The sequence below is a fragment of the Mesorhizobium sp. M1163 genome, assembly GCF_040318415.1.
Taxonomy (GTDB): domain Bacteria; phylum Pseudomonadota; class Alphaproteobacteria; order Rhizobiales; family Rhizobiaceae; genus Mesorhizobium.
In genome coordinates this window covers 1-17,176 of the sequence record NZ_JAMYMF010000065.1, presented here as the reverse complement: position 1 = coordinate 17,176, position 17,176 = coordinate 1, and the positions used below count along the sequence as shown (strand labels likewise).

General features: G+C 62.4%; 14 protein-coding genes and 2 pseudogenes. 8 read left to right on the top strand and 8 right to left on the bottom strand.

The features are described from left to right. Positions 1-95: 95 nt before the first annotated feature. Positions 96-3,707: a bifunctional proline dehydrogenase/L-glutamate gamma-semialdehyde dehydrogenase PutA gene (gene putA / locus NKH43_RS33580; protein WP_352861786.1), complete on the bottom strand. Its 3,612-nt coding sequence runs from the start codon at positions 3,705-3,707 to the stop codon at positions 96-98. A 162-nt stretch (positions 3,708-3,869) separates the two neighbouring features. Here putA and NKH43_RS33575 point away from each other — a divergent pair, with 162 nt between their 5' ends. Beyond that, entirely contained in the window at positions 3,870-4,322 is a 453-nt protein-coding gene (locus NKH43_RS33575; RefSeq protein WP_023720000.1) for an Lrp/AsnC family transcriptional regulator, read from the top strand. A 23-nt stretch (positions 4,323-4,345) separates the two neighbouring features. On the opposite strand, the gene NKH43_RS33570 is transcribed toward NKH43_RS33575, so the two are convergent. The 3 genes from NKH43_RS33570 to NKH43_RS33560 all read right to left on the bottom strand — a co-directional run bounded on the left by NKH43_RS33570 (position 4,346) and on the right by NKH43_RS33560 (position 6,858). Further along, positions 4,346-5,077, bottom strand: coding sequence for a cysteine hydrolase family protein (locus NKH43_RS33570; protein WP_352861784.1), 732 nt, complete (start codon positions 5,075-5,077; stop codon positions 4,346-4,348). A gap of 127 nt (positions 5,078-5,204) precedes the next feature. Next, a complete protein-coding gene (locus NKH43_RS33565) occupies positions 5,205-6,404 on the bottom strand; it encodes a cytochrome-c peroxidase (RefSeq protein ID WP_352861782.1) in 1,200 nt (399 codons plus the stop codon). A gap of 7 nt (positions 6,405-6,411) precedes the next feature. Then, positions 6,412-6,858: a FixH family protein gene (locus tag NKH43_RS33560; RefSeq protein WP_023719997.1), complete on the bottom strand. Its 447-nt coding sequence runs from the start codon at positions 6,856-6,858 to the stop codon at positions 6,412-6,414. 158 nt (positions 6,859-7,016) lie between these two features. Between NKH43_RS33560 and NKH43_RS33555 the strand changes: the two genes are divergently transcribed. Next, positions 7,017-7,946, top strand: a complete 930-nt coding sequence (locus NKH43_RS33555) for a sugar kinase (protein ID WP_352715147.1) — start codon at positions 7,017-7,019, stop codon at positions 7,944-7,946. Here the strand turns inward: NKH43_RS33555 and NKH43_RS33550 are convergent. From NKH43_RS33550 to NKH43_RS33540, 3 genes and pseudogenes are all read right to left on the bottom strand, one after another. Continuing rightward, positions 7,939-8,881 (bottom strand): annotated as a pseudogene (locus NKH43_RS33550) (NADP-dependent oxidoreductase). The gene NKH43_RS33555 and the pseudogene NKH43_RS33550 overlap by 8 nt on opposite strands. Before the next feature lie 90 nt (positions 8,882-8,971). After that, positions 8,972-9,448: pseudogene (locus NKH43_RS33545) on the bottom strand (alpha/beta fold hydrolase); the annotation flags it as partial. Between the two features lie 62 nt (positions 9,449-9,510). Next, positions 9,511-10,326 carry an oxidoreductase gene (locus tag NKH43_RS33540; protein WP_352495973.1) on the bottom strand — a complete coding sequence of 272 codons (816 nt, stop codon included), beginning with the start codon at positions 10,324-10,326 and terminating at the stop codon, positions 9,511-9,513. Positions 10,327-10,431: 105 nt separating this feature from the next. Between NKH43_RS33540 and NKH43_RS33535 the strand changes: the two genes are divergently transcribed. After that, complete coding sequence (locus NKH43_RS33535; RefSeq protein ID WP_023719992.1) at positions 10,432-11,016, top strand: TetR/AcrR family transcriptional regulator; 585 nt, start codon at positions 10,432-10,434, stop codon at positions 11,014-11,016. A 12-nt stretch (positions 11,017-11,028) separates the two neighbouring features. On the opposite strand, the gene NKH43_RS33530 is transcribed toward NKH43_RS33535, so the two are convergent. Continuing rightward, a complete protein-coding gene (locus NKH43_RS33530; RefSeq protein ID WP_023719991.1) occupies positions 11,029-12,027 on the bottom strand; it encodes a LacI family DNA-binding transcriptional regulator in 999 nt (332 codons plus the stop codon). A gap of 197 nt (positions 12,028-12,224) precedes the next feature. Between NKH43_RS33530 and NKH43_RS33525 the strand changes: the two genes are divergently transcribed. The 5 genes from NKH43_RS33525 (at position 12,225) to NKH43_RS33505 (ending at position 17,037) form a co-directional block, all read left to right on the top strand. Continuing rightward, entirely contained in the window at positions 12,225-13,265 is a 1,041-nt protein-coding gene (locus NKH43_RS33525; protein ID WP_023719990.1) for an ABC transporter substrate-binding protein, read from the top strand. Between the two features lie 131 nt (positions 13,266-13,396). Further along, entirely contained in the window at positions 13,397-14,434 is a 1,038-nt protein-coding gene (locus NKH43_RS33520; RefSeq protein WP_023719989.1) for an ABC transporter ATP-binding protein, read from the top strand. After that, positions 14,431-15,318 (top strand): ABC transporter permease, encoded by an 888-nt coding sequence (locus tag NKH43_RS33515; RefSeq protein WP_023719988.1) that lies wholly within the window; start codon positions 14,431-14,433, stop codon positions 15,316-15,318. The genes NKH43_RS33520 and NKH43_RS33515 overlap by 4 nt, the downstream gene beginning before the upstream one ends. Continuing rightward, entirely contained in the window at positions 15,311-16,102 is a 792-nt protein-coding gene (locus NKH43_RS33510; RefSeq protein ID WP_023719987.1) for an ABC transporter permease, read from the top strand. The genes NKH43_RS33515 and NKH43_RS33510 overlap by 8 nt, the downstream gene beginning before the upstream one ends. Positions 16,103-16,116: 14 nt before the next feature. Further along, positions 16,117-17,037, top strand: a complete 921-nt coding sequence (locus NKH43_RS33505) for a phosphorylase family protein (RefSeq protein ID WP_023719986.1) — start codon at positions 16,117-16,119, stop codon at positions 17,035-17,037. The last annotated feature ends 139 nt before the right edge of the window (positions 17,038-17,176 follow it).

Sequence of the window (17,176 nt, the reverse complement as noted above, 5' to 3'; positions counted from 1 at the left end):
ACCACCGTGCCATGGCCGCTCGCCCTTCAGAGCAAGCGCCGTTCTCTCTCCAAAACTTTTTGCAGAACCTTCAGGACACTATCCCTGGCGAAACCCTATGCCGCGGCCAGCAGGCTGGCATTGCCGCCCGCCGCCGTGGTGTCGACGCAGACGGCGCGCTCGTGCGCATAGGCGGCCGGATAATACACTTCGCTGACCAGCGGTACGATCGGGCCGGCGCGGTCGGCGATGACCTTGCGCACGATGCGCGCGGCCTCGGGCGTACCGGAAAAGGCGACGACATCGACCCGCAGCGAGCGCGCTTCGACCGGGTCCGGACGGCCGTCGATCGCCGCCAGCGGCAGGCCCTTGCCGGTCAGCGCCGACAGTGCCGCAGGCGCGCCAGGTGCGACGGCGAGCACGGCATTGCCGGCGGCCAGCGCCTGGATCGTCTGCGCAAGCAGGGTATCCGCGTCGGGACCGAGGCACAGCACGCGCCCGCGCGGCGACAGCGACAGCGTGTTGGCCTCGCCGGTCGGCCCGGGCAGGTCGACCTGGCCGAAATCGATGCCGGCGGCGGCACCGATGGCCGCGGCACCCTTGCCGCGCAGATGTTTCCTCAGGATGGCGACGCGATCCGGCCGCGTCGACCAGCCGCCAAAGGCCGGGTCCGGCAGATTGTCGGCGAGCTCGGTCGCCGTCACCTTGCGGCCTTCGGCAAGATGGGTGCCGGCCTCCGGCCCCTTGCGGAAGCGCCGGAGATAATGTGGCCCGCCCGCCTTCGGTCCGGTGCCGGAAAGCCCCTCGCCGCCGAAGGGCTGCGCCCCGACGACGGCGCCGATCTGGTTGCGGTTGACGTAGATGTTGCCAGCATGGATGCCGTCGACGAAATGCTGCGCGCGGCCTTCGATGCGGGTGTGCAGGCCGAAGGTCAGGCCGTAGCCCTTGCGGTTGATCGCGGCGATCACCGCATCGATCTCGTCGGCATCGAAGATGGCGACGTGCAGCACCGGGCCGAACACCTCGCGTTCCAACTCCTCGATGCTCTTGACCCTAAAGACGTGCGGCGCGACGAAGCGGCCGTCCTTCGGCGCTTCGAGCTTGGCGATCAGCCGGCCCTGCAGGCCCATTTTCGTGCAATAGTCGCGGATCGACGCTTGTGCCTCGTCGTCGATGACCGGGCCGACATCGGTCGAGATCCGCCAGGGGTCGCCGAGGCTGAGCGCTTCCATAGCGCCTTTCAGCATCTCCAGCATCTTCTTCTCGACGTCCTTCTGCACGTAGAGAATGCGCAGTGCCGAGCAGCGCTGGCCGGCACTCTGGAAGGCGGAGGCCAGGATATCGCGCACCGCCTGTTCAGGCAGCGCCGTGGAATCGACGATCATGGCGTTCAGGCCGCCGGTTTCGGCGATCAGCATGGCATCGGGCGCGGCGGTCTCGGCTAGCTGCTTTTCGATCAGTTTGGCGACATCGGTCGAGCCGGTGAAGCAGACGCCGGCAATGCGCGGATCGGCGGTCAGCGGGCCGCCGACCGAGGGACCGTCGCCGGGCAGAAGCTGGATGACGTCTTCCGGTACGCCGGCCTCGCGCAGCAGTTGGACAGCGCGGAAAGCGATCAGCGGCGTCTGCTCGGCCGGCTTGGCGATCACGGAATTGCCGGTGACGAGTGCCGCCGCGATCTGCCCGGTGAAGATGGCGAGCGGAAAATTCCACGGCGAGATGCAGGCGATGGCGCCGCGCGCCTCGGTGCCCGCCTCGGCATTGGCGGCCTCGGCCGCATAGTAGCGCAGGAAATCGACCGCCTCGCGCACCTCGGCAACGCCGTCGGCCAGCGACTTGCCGGCCTCGCGGGCGGCGAGCGCAAAGAACTCGACGGCGTTCGCCTCATAGAGATCGGCCGCCCGGTTGAGGATGGCGGCGCGCTCGGCGACGGGGTGTCTTGCCCATGCCGGTTGTGCCTCGACGGCGATGCGCACGGCGGTCTCGACCTGCTTGGCGCCGGCCTCGCTGACCGTGCCGACCACTTCCGAAGGTTTTGCCGGATTGACCACCGGACGCTGCTTGCCGTAGCCGGCGGCGCGGCTGACCGGCTTGGCGTGCCAGCGCTCCGGCCCGGCGAACTCGGCCCTGGCCTTGTCGATCGCCGCCAGCGTCAGCGTGTCAGTGATATCGAAACCCTTGGAGTTGCGCCGGCCGGGGCCAAAGATCGCCGACGGCGGCACGATCGCCGGATTGGCGGCGGGGCCTTGTTTCTCCACCGTTTCGAGCGGGTCGCGGGCAATGTCCTCGGGCTCGACCTCCTCGTCGGTGAGCTGGTGGACAAAGGAGGAATTGGCGCCGTTCTCCAGCAGCCGGCGGACCAGGTAGGCGAGCAGGTCGGAATGCGCGCCGACCGGCGCATAGATGCGGCAGCGCGTGCCTTCGGCCCGCCGCACCGTCTCATGCAGCGCTTCGCCCATGCCGTGCAGGCGCTGGAACTCGAATGTATCGCGCTCCGTCGTCATCGACAGGATGGCGGCGACGGTGTGGGCATTGTGAGTGGCGAATTGCGGATAGATACGGTCGGTCATCGACAACAGCTTCTTCGCGCAGGCCAAGTAGGAGACGTCGGTGTTGGCCTTGCGGGTAAAGACCGGATAGCCGTCGAGCCCGAGCGTCTGCGCCCGCTTGATCTCGGTGTCCCAATAGGCGCCCTTGACCAGCCGCACCATGATGCTGCGGTCGTATTTCCTGGCCAGAGCGTAGAGCCAGTCGATGACGAAGGCGGCGCGCGGTCCATAGGCCTGGACGACGACGCCAAAGCCGTTCCAGCCGGCAAGCTCCGGCTCGGCCAACACCCGCTCGATGACGTCGAGCGACAAATCGAGGCGGTCGGCTTCCTCGGCGTCGATGTTGAGCCCCATGCGCGAATGGCGCGCCGCCAGCGCCAGCGACAACAGCCGCTCGGCCATCACCGGCAGCATCTTTTCTTTCTGGGTCACTTCATAGCGCGGATGCAGCGCCGACAGCTTGACCGAAATACCGTGGTTCTGGCGGATGTCGGGGCCGTTGGCGCCGGCATCGAGCGAAGAGATGGCGTCGGCATAGGCCTTGAGATAGCGCAGCGCGTCGGCCTCGGTGCGGGCCGCTTCGCCCAGCATGTCGAAGGAATAGAGATAGCCCTTCTGCGTCATCGGCCGGCCGCGCCTGACGGCCTCGGCGATGGTGCGGCCGAGCACGAACTGCTCGCCCATCTCGCGCATCGCGGCGGCGACTGCCTTGCGGATGACCGGCTCGCCCAGCCGGCGCACCATGGCGCGTAGCGTGCCTTCGATGCCGCCCTCGCCTTCGTCGAGCACGCGGCCGGTCAGCATCAGCGCCCAGGTCGATGCATTGATGAAGATCGAGCTCGAACCGCCCGAATGCGCCGACCAGTCGTGCGGCGCAATCTTGTCGGCGATGAGGTCGTCCATCGTCTCGGTGTCGGGCACCCGCAGCAGCGCTTCGGCCAGGCACATCAGCGCCACGCCCTCCTTGGTCGAGAGGCCGTAGGCGGACAGGAACACTTCCATCAGCCGCGGATCGGACGAGCCGCGCACCGCCCGCACCAGATCGGCGGCACGGGCCGAAATCGCCTTGCGATCGTGCACGGACAGCCCGGCCGCCTCGGCCAGCCGCTTCACCGCCTGGTCTTCGTCGGGCAAATAATTGGCACGGATTTGCTGGCGGATGGTGTCGAGCGCTGGCATGGCGGTCCTGTAGAGCGAGCATAAGGAAGCGGGCCGGCGGTCACCGGACCGAATGGCGCAAGCTAACATAAGTAGGGATTTCGTCCGGTCCAAAGAAATCGACAGGACAGGTCGATTGATCTATCATTATGGCCAATCACCTCCAATTCGACCAGGAATCCGATGGCAGAAGACCAATTGGACCGCATCGACAGAAACATCCTGTCGGCCCTGGGCAGCAACGGCCGGCTTTCCATGTCGGAACTGGCGGCAAAAGTCGGCCTGTCGAAGACGCCGGTGCAGGCGCGGGTGAAGCGGCTGGAGAAGGACGGCTTTATCAGGGGCTACCAGGCGATCGTCGACCGCGAGCGCATGGGCGAAGGCCATGTCGCCTTCGTCCAGGTGAAACTGTCCGACACCCGCTCGGCCGCGCTCGACGCCTTCAACCGCGCCGTGCAGACGGTGCCGGAGATCGAGCAGTGCCACATGATGGCATCGAGCTTCGACTATCTGCTGAAGGTCCGCACCACCGACATCGCCGCCTACCGGCGCGTGCTCGGCGAACGCATCTCGGCCTTGCCGCACGTCGCCCAGACCTCGACCTTCGTGGCGATGGAGACGGTGAAGGATCGGTAGGCGCTCACTGATATCTCGTCAGCTCATCCGGCTCGTTCAAGACGCTCCTGAAATTGCTCCTCGATCGCCCTCAGGAAATGGTCGGACGTCGATGTCCATCCAAAGAGTATCTGCACGAGCGTAATCGAGGCGTCATGATTGCTCCTGGGTGCATCCGACGCGATCGGTTCGCTCGTGCAATCCGTCAGCAGGATACAGTGATAGTCCCTGAAGAAGGCATCCCGAATTGTCGACTCCACACACACGCTGGTCGTGCACCCTGTCACGATCAGGTGTTTGACGCCTGCGGTCTTCAGGACCGCATCGAGTTCGGTCTCGTAGAAACCGCTGAACCGGGTTTTGTAGAGGACAACATCCCCCGCCTCCGGCCTTAGGTCGTTGACGATATCTGTTCCCCAGGTGTCGCGGATCAGAATCCGGCTCTCACTGCTATCCGGCGCTGTCATGTTCTCACCGACCCCAAAGATCTGGAGATGTCGGAGACGATTGGGGGCGTCCGACGTCCCAAGATCCGAAAGGTCGGGATGATATCCCATCTTCAGATAGATGACGGGCAGTCTCGATTTGCGGGCGGCCGCTATAACACTTGCGGTAGGGCGGACAGCCCGCTGAATCCCGGAGATATCGATGCCGGCTCTGTCGAACATCCCGCCTTTCGAGCCGAAGTCATTCTGCATGTCCACGACGAGAACTGCGGTCTTGGCGGGGTCAATTGAAACAGGTTGAGGCCTGGCGTCGATTTCAAGTGGCTGCATTTTATCCTCCCACAGCCTGAGGTATCGCACTTTGCGCCTTGGTTATCATGAGCAGCGACCCTGCATCGTGTCAACGTTATTTGGCGGCCCAAGACGGTGGTCCGCTCTTGTCGACACAAACCCGGCCTCACTCCGCCAGCGTCTTCAAAAACGCCACCAGAGCCGCGCGTTCGCGGTCCGAAAGCTGCAGCGGGTGGATCTCGGATACACCTTCGACACTGGCCGGCGCCTTGGAATAATGCGCCACCACTTCGTCCAGCGAGGAAAACTGCCCGGCATGCATGTAGGGCGGCCGGGTGGCGGCACCGCGCAGCGACGGCGTCTTATACCCACGAATGAGTTCCGGCCCGGCCTTGACCATGAAGCGCAACTCGCGGCAGGCGCTGGCATCACCGTCGCGAAAGGTGCCGAAACAGTTGAACGGATCGGCCTCGACCTGCGCCACCGCGTCGACGCGGCCGCGATCCGGCGGCAGGCCCGCGACAGGCGGCACGCCGGTGTTGTGAAAACTGCCGTCGGTAAAACGCGGGCCGTTGTGGCAGGTCACGCAATTGGCCTTGCCGATGAACAGCTTCAGGCCGAGGATTTCCTCCGGCGAAAAGACGGCGTCGCCTTGCGGCTCGGCGCCCACCGCAAGATCGGTAGCAAAACGGTCGAAGCGTGTCTGCGGCGGCGCGATCGAGCGCTCGAAGGCGGCGATCGCCTTGCCGATATTGGCAAAGACGCGATTGACCTCCTCGGCTTGTGCCTCCGGCATGGCGTTCCAGGCCGCCCTCTCGGCATCGGTGCCGAGCGGGCTGGCATTGGCCGGCACACCCGAAAGGTCCGGCAGCGGCCCGAAGATGCGCTCGTAGCGCTCGCCGAAACGGCCCTTGATGTAATGCGCGAAGGCGGCGCGGTTGCCGGCCTGCTCCAGCGGATTTTCGAGCGGCGTCAGTGCTTGCGCCCACAGGCTGTCGCGCCGCCCGTCCCAGAAGAACCAGGGATCATGCGCGACGCCGGCCAGCGGCATGGTACGCCGGTTGGTGCGGCCGACGCCGACCGCTTGCGGCAGGTCGTCCTGGAACTGGCGGTCGATCTTGTGGCAGGTCGAGCAGGATACGGTGCCGCCGCCGCTCATCCCGGTGTCGAAGAACAGCGTCGAACCGAGTGCCGCGGCGGCCGGCACCTCGGCAAAGCGATTGGTCGTGTCGGGCTTCAGCGGCGGCAGCTTGGACAGCGCCAATGAGGCGACGGTTTGCTTCTCGGCGTCGGAAAACTCCGGCCTGCCGCAGCCGGCGAGCACGGCCACCATCACCAACGCGAGAAGACTGGAAAACCGGCTCATCTATGGCTCACAGCACCACGTTGAAGACGACAGTGTCCGAACCGGCCGCGGCGGAAATGGCAAAATGCAACTGCCACCACCCGCTCATCGTGAATTTCACGCCGTCGATGCGATAGCGTCCCTCGCCGAGGTAATCGGTCGCCTGCGGGCTGGTCGGCAGACCGTGCTTGTGCTGCGGCATGCCGCCGGAAATCGTTATCGCAGCACCTTCCACCGGCGCACCCTCGACGGTTTTCAATGTGAGCAGCCAGGACTCCAGTTCGCCCTGCCGGATGACGCCTTTCTCGGGCTCGAAAGTCGCCACGAACAGCTTGTTCGCCGTCGTCCTTGAACGGCCGACGTCCGAGCTTGGTTGCGGCGCATGCGGCGCCGTCAGATAGACGACGGCCAGCACACCGGCGAGCAAAGCAGCCAGGCCGAAGCCTCCAAGAAGATAACGCCATAACGATGCCAAACCCATTCCTGTTCTGCGGATAACGATTCGCTGGGCAGATCGCGTCCCACGCCCCTGTGGGAAATCGCGCCCAGCGCAAGAATCCGCCGTCGCCAAGCATGGCGCTGCCGGCCGCAAAAAGCTACAGCACCGCAATTGCACGGATGGAGGAGTACTTCATGGCAGGAAACGGCGTCGCCTCGATCGGCGAGTGCATGCTCGAGCTTTCGGGCCAGGCCGGGCCGAACTGGCGCATGGGCTTTGCCGGCGACACGTTCAACACTTTATGGGCGCTGCATGCCTTGAGCGGCGAGCGGCCGGCGACCTATGTCTCGGCCTTCGGCGACGACCCGTTCTCGGGCGACCAGATCAAATTCCTCGCCGAAAACGGCATCGGCGTCGGCGCCAGCCCGGTGATAGCGGGCGCCCGCCCCGGCCTCTATGCGATCACGCTGACCGGCGCCGAACGTTCGTTCACCTATTGGCGGGCCGATGCGGCCGCGAGGCAGTTGGCTTCGGACCCAGCCGCTTTACAGAAAAGCCTTGAAAACCAGGCGCTGGTCTATTTTTCCGGAATCACTTTGGCAATCCTCGACGAGGGTGCGCGCAAGGTACTGCTGACGGCCGTGGCCAAGGCGCGCGCGGCCGCCTCGCTGATCGCCTTCGATCCCAATTACCGGCCGCGGGTGTGGCGCCAAAGCGAGGAAGCGCAGGCCGCGATCCTCGAGGCGCTCGCCGTCGCCGACATCGCGCTACCCACCTTTCCCGACGAGCAGATGCTGTTTGGTGATACGACACCGCAGGAAACAGCCGAACGGCTGCGAAAGCTGGTCGGCGAGGTCGTCGTCAAGAACGGCGAGGAACCGGCGCTGATCGCGCAAAACGGAACCTTGCAAACCGTGCCGGCGGTACACGTCGCCACCCCGGTCGACACCACCGGCGCCGGCGACTCCTTCAATGGCGCCTATCTCGCCGCCCGCCTTGCCGGCCATGCGCCGACTGAGGCGGTGCAGCGCGCCCATCGCGTCGCCGCCGCCGTCGTACAGGTGCGCGGCGCCCTGGCGCCGTTCGAGACGCTCAGGGCTGCGTTCGAGGCAACTGCTATCTGACCTTGATGACGACCTTGCCCTTGGCGCGTCCTGTTTCGACATAGGCCAGAGCCTCATTGGTCGCTTCGAATGGAAAGACCCGATCCAGAACCGGGCGGATCGCGCCGGATTCGATTAGGGAGGTGATTTTGCTCAGCTGATCGCCCTGCGCCCACATGAAAAGGAACGAAAACTGCACGGCACGGCGCTTGGCTTTGGCCCGAATTCCGCGGCTCAGGAAGCGCAGCACCAGCCTCAGCATAAAATTCAGTCCCTTTTCCCTGGCAAACTCGGAATCCGGTGGACCCGAGATGGAGATGAGCTTGCCACCCGGTTTCAGCACGCTCAGGGATTTTTCGAGCGTCTTGGCGTCCTGGCTGTTCAAGACGACATCGTAGCCCGACAGAACCTTCTCGAAGTCTTCTTGCCTGTAGTCCACGACGACATCGGCGCCGAGACTTTTCACCAGATCGGCACTCGACGCGCTCGCGGTTGTCGCAACGGTCGCGCCGAGGTGCTTGGCCAACTGAATAGCGAATGTTCCCACGCCCCCGGAACCAGCCTGGATGAAGACCTTCTGTCCCTTCTTCAGGTTTGCCCTGTCGATAAGCGTCTGCCAGGCGGTGAGACCGACCAGGGGAATCGAGGCCGCCTCTTCCATGCTGAGATTCTCAGGCTTCAAGGCCACATCGGCTTCATCCATGGCGATGAACTCGGCGAATGTCCCAATCCCGCCATCGCGCGGCCTTCCCAGCCACGTCGTGGCCCAGGATGAAGGGCCGGCGATAGGGCAGGATGAGCTTGAATTCTCCGGTTCTGACCTTGGAATCGAGCAGGTTCACCCCTGCGGCATGAACCTCGACCAGGACATCGCTGTCCTGGAGCTGCGGCTCCGGCATTTCGGCCAGCCGCAGAAGGCCCTTTTTATTATATTTATCGACAACGAATGCCTTCATGGCAGTTACTTTCTAAGAATGTCTGTTGGTGTTCCGCGACAAAACAAGCCGAACGTTTTCAGTTGCATGGCCGCCCTGCGGCAAGACCTCAGCCTCGAGGAAGGACAGGGCTTTCGGGACGAAATCGGCGTAGTTCTGAACTACCCCGCCATGCCCGGCATCCGGATAGATAACCAGATGCGCCCCTGGGATACGCCCGGCGAGATCGTAGGTATTGCTGCTCGGCACCATCCTGTCCTGGTCGCCATTCGCAACCAAAGTGGGAATGCGGATAGCGCTCAGGTCTTGCGGCGCCTGGAGTCCGTAGGCCTTGATCGCCTTGAGTTGCGCGCCGAAGGCGCTCAGCGATACCGCCTTGTCCCGGTTGGACCGGCGCTCTTTCAGCCGTTGCAGAAATGCGTTTGCGGCGCGGCGCCCATTCGGCGTCGTTGTGAAGAAGAGATAGTATTTCGGATCCCGCAAGGTCAGCGCGCCCTTGATCATGTCCACGATCGTCAGCGGCGTCACCTTGTCGATGCCTTCGCCACCGGCCGGCCCCGTGCCAGCCAGGATGAGTTTGCGCACAAGGGCCTGACCAAATGTGTTGTGGTTGCTAGTCGCATATGCGCGAAATCCCCTGGCTCTGTTGTTCAGACCGGCAAGCGGAACTGCTTGCGCAGGCTCTTGTCGAACATCCCCGCGGGGGCAAAGCGGCGCAGCAGGCTGACCTGGCGCGCTGCCTTGCCAGCGGTGTAACGCCGTCGCGGACGGGCATCGGTCGCCGCCTTGACGACCACATTCGCCACCACTTCCGGCCGATCGGCTATCGGCATCACATCGCCCAGCAACGCCTTGAGCCCGGCTCGAGCCCGATCGTATTCCTTCAACAGCGAATCCGGCTCGATGCCGTTCTGGTCGAAGACGGTGCGGACGAATGCCGGCTCGATGACGGAAACGCGGACGTTGAAGGCGCGCACCTCGTGGTCGAGCGATTCCGAATAGCCTTCGAGCGCGTGCTTGACTGCCGAGTAATGCGCTGAGTATGGCGCGGGTACCAATCCCAGAATGGAGCCGATATTGATGATGCGCCCTTGGCCGCGCCGCCGCATCGACGGCAATACTGCGTTGGTCATCCGCATGACGCCGAACAGATTGACGTCGAACAGGGCTTGTACCTGTGCGACCGAGGATTCCTCGGCACCCCCTAGCAGGCCGACACCGGCATTGTTGACCAGGAGATCGATCCGGCCGGTCTGCGCGAGCACGGTGGCAACGAGCGCAGTGACGGCCGCATCATCGGTCACGTCGCATGCCAGCATGGTCACCCCTTCCGGGCCATTACTGGTCTTGCGGCGACTTGTGCCAAAGACAGTGAACCCCGCCCGCGCCAAGGCCTCGGCGCTGGCGCGGCCAATGCCCGAGGAGGCTCCGGTCACGATTGCGGTTTTTTCAGAATTCCCATTCATTTTTGATGTTCCAGGTTCGAGAGGTCTAGCTTATTTCCACGAATTGAATTATGGTCGTAATATCAGATTATGAGCATAATGCAATAGCAGGGCAGGAAAGAAGACATGCGCTACGAAAAGGGCCGAAAAGACGCGTCACGCAGCCGGATCATGGAGGTCGCCGCCGAACGTTTTCGATCTGACGGCATCGCGGCGTCCGGGCTGGCGACCATCATGAGCGACGCCGGGCTGACGAACGGGGCCTTCTATCCGCACTTTCAGTCCAAGGCGGAGCTCGTCCGTGAAAGCGTGGCGGCGGCCCTGGACGCGCAGTCGCAGCAAGTGCAGGAAGCGTTGGCCGCCGGCGGTCCGGAAATGGCCATAGGGGCATATCTATCGGCCGAGCACCGGGACAATCCTGGAAAGGGCTGCGCTTCGGCCGCGCTACTGCCGGAAATAGCGCGGCAGCCGCCTGAAACGCGGGCCCTCTATGCCGAACGCGCCCAATCCCTGGTGCGTCAGATAGCCGACGCTCTGCCGCCGACCAATGATCCAGAGGGCGTTGCGTTGGGTGTGTTTGCAACGCTCATCGGCGCGCTTCAACTGGCCCGCGCCCTGGAAGGGACGGAATTGTCGGATCGCATCCTTGCAGCGGGAGCAGCTGCCGCAAAGGCGCTGATCCGGCCGGTTCAAGACGAGGTGGCCCCCTGACGGCAGCCCGGACTATTCGGCCGGCTCGAATCTGCCTTGCACCAAGACTGTCTCCACCGGCCCAAGCGGATTGATGATCCGGCTCTCCAGGACTTCGATAAGTTTGCGTCCAACACCCGCCATATCCACGGAATGAACTCCGATCTTTGCCGGCAGGAAACGTGCCAGCCGCGTGCTGTCACGGGTGACGATGTGGACGTCGCGGCCTGGTGTAAGACCCCGCTTGCCGAGGGCGTGCAACGCTCCCAGAAGGCCCAGTTCGTTGGCGCACGCCAAGCCCGTCGGCGGATCTGATGACGCCAGCAAGCGATCGAACCAGCCTGCGCTCGATTCCATGGTGAACATGCCATGACCGATCAGCGATTGGTCGATCGGAATACCGGCCTCGGCCATTGCCCTTCCATACCCGGAAAGACGCATGGCACTCGCTTGGTCCTCCGGAACGAGAAGTTGCAGCGCAATGCGTCGACAGCCCTTATCCATGAGCCGCCGGGTCGCCTCGTAGGCAATCTGTTCATTGTCGACATCGACATAAGGATACGCGATATCCAGGTCGGTTCTTCCAAACGCGACGAATGGCATGCGTTTATCCAGCAGCAGCTTGACGCGCGGATCAGCCGACACCAGGCGTGTGATGATCAGGCCGTCTGCGCTGCGCGCCTGGAGCTGCCGCTCCACACTCTCGACGGGATCGTCGTCGGGAGTGGTGGAATAGATGGACAGACTATAACCGGCTTGCCGCGCCGCCAACGTCATGCCTTCGATTAAAGGAAGCTTCAACAGATCGGACAGATGATCTCGTGTCTCCATCGGGAGTACTGCCGTCAGCGTCTGCGTTCGACCGGTTTTGAGCGCGCGACCATGATGATTTGGTAAATAGCCGACCCGCTTAGCCGCCTCCTTGACGCGGGCTATGGTCGAGGGCTGCACTTCCGGCCCATCCTTCAGAGCGCGGGATACCGTGGTCACCGAGAGGGAAAGTTCCGCCGCGATCTGCTTTAGATTGGCCATTGTTCGCCCGACTTCGTTTGCGAAAGCGCCGGCTGATTTTGCTGACCGCCAACGTTACCGGATTCGACATCCCGGTCAATCCAAACTCCCGCAGGAAGCAGCTTGACTCCAGCGCATTCAGATGCAATCGTAACGTTACGATTACAAAATAATGGCACTTTTGAGCGACATTTGGATAAAGTTGGGGAGGAGAACCTATGTCCTGGCTACGCATTTCCTTAACAGCATTCGCAATCTCGGCTGCCTTGCCCGTCCATGCGCAAACAGTCACCATCACGACCGCAGGTGGCGATTATGGCAACGCCATGAAGGAAGCCATGTGGGGGCCTGCTGCAAAAGAGCTCGGCTATGATGTCCGCGAGGAGACCCTAAGCGACGGCCTAGCCGCCTTGAAGATGCAGGTCACATCGGGTGCGGTCACGACCGACGTCATTCACCTGGGCTCACCGGAAGGTGCCCAGGCGGCCGCACAATCGCTGCTTGAGCCACTCGACTACAAGATCATCGATCCGAAATCCGTGCCGGAGGGTGCGAAGTCCGACTACTGCTATCCGTTCGACTCCTACGGCACCGTCATGTCGTGGAACACCAAGACCTATGGCCAGAACCCGCCGAAGACGTGGGCGGAATTCTGGGATGTTGCCAAATTTTCTGGCCGGCGCGCGTTGCGCGCCAATGCGCAAGACTCGATCGAGATCGCGCTTCTCTCCGATGGCGTGGCACCCGCGGACGTCTATTCCGTGCTCAGCACGCCGGAAGGGCTAGAGCGCGCCATCAACCGGCTTGAAGCGATCAAACCAAATGTCGCCGTGTGGTGGACCTCGGGAGCTCAGTCCGCGCAGTTGCTGAAAGATGGTGAGGCGGATTTGGTCATTACCTGGAACGGACGGGCTCAAACCGTGAAAGCAGATGGCGGCGCGGCTGACTACACGTTCAAGGGTTCGGTCATCGGCACGGACTGCCTTGGGGTGCCGAAGGGAGCGCCGAACAAGGAAGCCGCGATGAAGCTCATCGCAGCGATGACGCAGCCTGCGCGAGTTGCGAAGCTGACCGATTTCATTGCCTACGGCCCAGTCAATCCTGCGGCATATGAGGGTGGCCTTATTCCCGAGGACCGTCTGAAGACCCTTGCGACCGCGCCTGAAAATGCTGGCACGTCGGTGTTTTCGAATTCAGAATGGTGGGTCAAGAATGGCGAGGCTGCCCAAAGAGCCTTCGATGAAATGATGGCCCGCTGACTCTCAGCTCTAATGCATATCGCGCAAAAGTGTGCAGCGGTTTTGCGACAACAACATGCATGAAAACAAGAACCTAAAGCGTGTCGCGTGAGGCCGGTCGAAGGCGACGCGCCTTAAGGCTGGAGCACATGATGAAGTCGCTCGCGATCACCATCGAAAGCGTGCACAAGGCTTATGGATCCTACGTCGCACTGGATGATGTTTCGCTCGACATTCAGGCTGGCGAATTCCTCACGCTGCTAGGGCCATCGGGATCGGGCAAGACCACGTTACTCATGGCTCTGGCCGGTTTTGTCCGGCCGGATTCCGGTAAACTTCTCTTGGGCGATCGAGACATCACCCGCCTGCCGCCCAACAAACGAGACATTGGCATAGTATTCCAGAATTACGCCCTGTTTCCCCACATGAATGTCCTGGCGAACGTCGCGTATCCGCTGGTGCTGCGCAAGATACCGAGAGCGGAGGCGCGTCAGCGGGCGCTTGATACCTTGGCCCGCGTGAAGCTGGATGGCCTGGCGGAGCGCAATGTTGCCGCACTATCCGGCGGCCAACGTCAACGGGTGGCATTGGCGCGGGCTATCGTCTTCGAACCGCGCGTGATGTTGATGGACGAGCCGCTGTCGGCGCTCGACAAGAATCTGCGCGAGACCATGCAGTATGAGATCCGGCGCCTGCATGATCATCTAAGGATCACCACAATCTATGTGACCCATGACCAGCGCGAAGCGCTGATTATGTCTGACCGGATTGCGGTGATGAACTCTGGCCGCATCCAGCAGATAGATACGCCGCAGCGAATTTATGATCGTCCATCGACCCGCTTCGTCGCGGAGTTCATGGGCGAGGCTAACATTGTGGCGCCAGGCTCAGCACGCAGAATCGACGGCGCCGAACCATCACGCGAAACTCTGATGATCCGCGCCGAAAGCTTCCATCTTGATGCGAAGCTCGTCGGGGGAAACGGAGTGGCTCTCGAAGGAATACTGCGCGCCAAAGCGTTCCGCGGCGAAAACTGGCTTTTGACGCTGGCGCTTGACGGTGGGCAAGAGGTTCTTGTCTGCATTCCGGCAGCGCTGGCCGGCGGCTGCGCCGAGCTTGCCGCCGGTCAGCGGATGACCGCATATGCACCAGCAGCGAAGGTTCACGCCATACCGGGAGCGACGGCGTGACCGTCGTCCGGGATCCGGCGCTCGCTGCGGATGCACGGCGCGAGCGGCGGTTTTTTCTTTCACTTTCGCTCCCGGCGCTGTTCATCGTTGGGCTGGCGGCGATACTGCCCATCCTTTGGATCATCCGGCAGTCCTTCCTGACCACCGCGGGTGAGTACACCGTGGGCAATTACCAGAAGGTCCTTTCAAGCGGACTGACATGGTCGGCGCTCGTCACGACCCTCGAACTGTCCCTGGGTACGCTGGCGGCCTGCATTCTTCTCGGCACCCCCCTGGCGCTGGCTCTGGCCAGCGTCAGACCAAGGGTGGCCAACGTGCTGATGGCGTTCGTCATGCTGCCGCTGTGGACCTCCATTCTGGTGCGTACCTATGGTTGGCTCGTGCTCTTGCGGCGCGATGGCCTGATCAACGCGGCTTTGACCGGTTCAGGCCTGACGGCGGAGCCATTGCCGCTGGTCTACAACTTCACCGGAACGCTCATCGGCATGGTGCACTACATGCTGCCGCTCTTTCTGCTGCCGGTTTATGCTGCGATGCGCGATATCGACCCAAATCTCATTCGCGCGGCGGCGAGCATGGGAGCCACTCTCAGGCAGGTCATCCGCACGGTCATTTTGCCGCTATCGGCGGGCGGCATCTTCTCGGGTTCGATCATCGTCCTCATCTACGCCATAGGTTTTTTCATCACGCCGGCGGTGCTTGGCGGCGGCAAGGTAAATCCTCTCTCTACCCGGATCGAGCGTACACTATCGACCTTTCAGGACTGGGGGTCGGCGAGCGTCCTGGGCATTCTGCTCCTCGTTCTTATGGCGCTGATCGGTGTGATGTTGCTGGCGGCACGCCGCCTGGTGGCCCAGAACACAGTGGAAGCCCCCCATGCTTGAAGCCTATCCGCAAAACAGGCTCGCCCGCATTTTGCTCTGGAGCTTTGCCGCTCTTGTCATGGCATTTCTGATGCTGCCAACGCTCGTGGTGGTGCCGCTTTCCTTTTCGGCGTCGAATCTCCTCGAGTTTCCGCCGCACGCCTACTCGTTGCGTTGGTATGAGAACTTCTTCGGCTCGGCAACGTGGATGGCTGCGCTCAGAACGAGTTTGATCCTTGGGACATTGACGGCGTTGATCGCGGTGCCGTTTGCGCTGCTCGCCTGCATTTCAATGAATCGGCTGGGCGGAAAAACCGCTGCGATCATCCAGAGCGTCCTGCTAACCCCCTCGATCACCCCGGGTATCCTGCTTGCGATCGGTCTCTTCTTTGTCTTGGCTGCACAACATCTGATCGGAACGCTATTCGGTGTGCTGGTCGGACATGTGGTGCTGGCCGTTCCGGTCGCCTGCATTGTGTTGCTGCCGGCTCTCGCCCGCTTTGACTGGAACCAGGTCCAGGCGGCGCGCAGCCTCGGTGCAAACTGGGCCAGAGCCATTGGCGGAATAATCGTTCCGCAACTTCGGATCAGCTTGCTGTCGGCGACATTGATGGCGTTCCTGACTTCGCTCGACGAGTCTGTGATTTCGATCTTCATCGCAAGCGGTCGCAACAGCACGATGCCGAAGCTTATGTTCCTGTCGCTGCGCGATCAGATCGATCCGACCATTGCGGCGATCTCGACATTGTGGACCGTCATCGTCGTGGCCGTGGTCCTGATTGTGACCCTTCGCCAAAAATCCTGACCGAGACTGGAAACATGCCCACCAATCACCATGCAGCCGACGATCTGACGGATCATTCGACGGACATCCCTCAGGTAGGGTTGGCCATCATCACCGGGTCGGCAAACTGGGGGCTTGCCTTCCCGGAAGATGTCGAATTCGATGGTGTGCGCACGTTGCGGCGCGACATGAGTTTTGAAACGCCTTTCGGTCGTACCGACAACTGGAAGCTGCTCGAGTTCGATGCGTCCATCACAGCCGAAGGGAGAGCAAAACGTGCGTTGTGCATGTATTCGCACGGCAATCCCCGCGACCGTATCGACCATTCCTGCCATCGCCGCGCGTTCTGGGTATTGATGCGGGCGGGTGTACGGCAAGTTCTCGCCTGCTCGACTGTAGGCGCCGTCAACAAGGCGATCCAGCCGGGCGACATGGTGGTGACCGCCGACATCATTGAACTGACGCAGACCCCGTTTTCACTGCTTCCTGACCGCCAGAGCTTTGACTGTTCGGGCAAGCAAATCGTGTGTCCAAGATGTGCGGCGGTTCTGGTCGAAACGGCCCGCCGTCATTGGCCAGCCGAATGCCGCGTTTACGGCATCGAACAGCAGTTGGTGGCTGCCCATTGTTATGGGCCCCGACTGACAACGCCAGCCGAAGCCTTGGCGTATCGGGGCATGGGTGCGGATGTCCTCAACCATTCCATCGCCCCTGAGGCGACCTTGTCGCGCGAGATCGGCGCGTGTTTCGTGCCTTGCGCATTCGTGACGGCGGGCTTCAACGACTATATGGATCGCAATCGCCAGAAATTGCTGCAGGAGGACGTGCTGCCCAGTCTCTCCATGACAGCCTCGCGGGTCGCGCTGGAGACCGCCGCGCGACTTCCCGCTGATCCGGAATGCTCCTGTCACGGCTTGAAGTCGCCTCAGCCGAAAGAACGCTCCAGCCGGTTCTGAGACGACCTTGGTGCGCCGGATAGCTGAAGCTCTGCCACCGACCAAGAATCCCGAGGATAGTGTCCTGAAGGTTCTGCAAAAAGTTTTGGAGAGAGAACGGCGCTTGCTCTGAAGGGCGAGCGGCCATGGCACGGTGGTG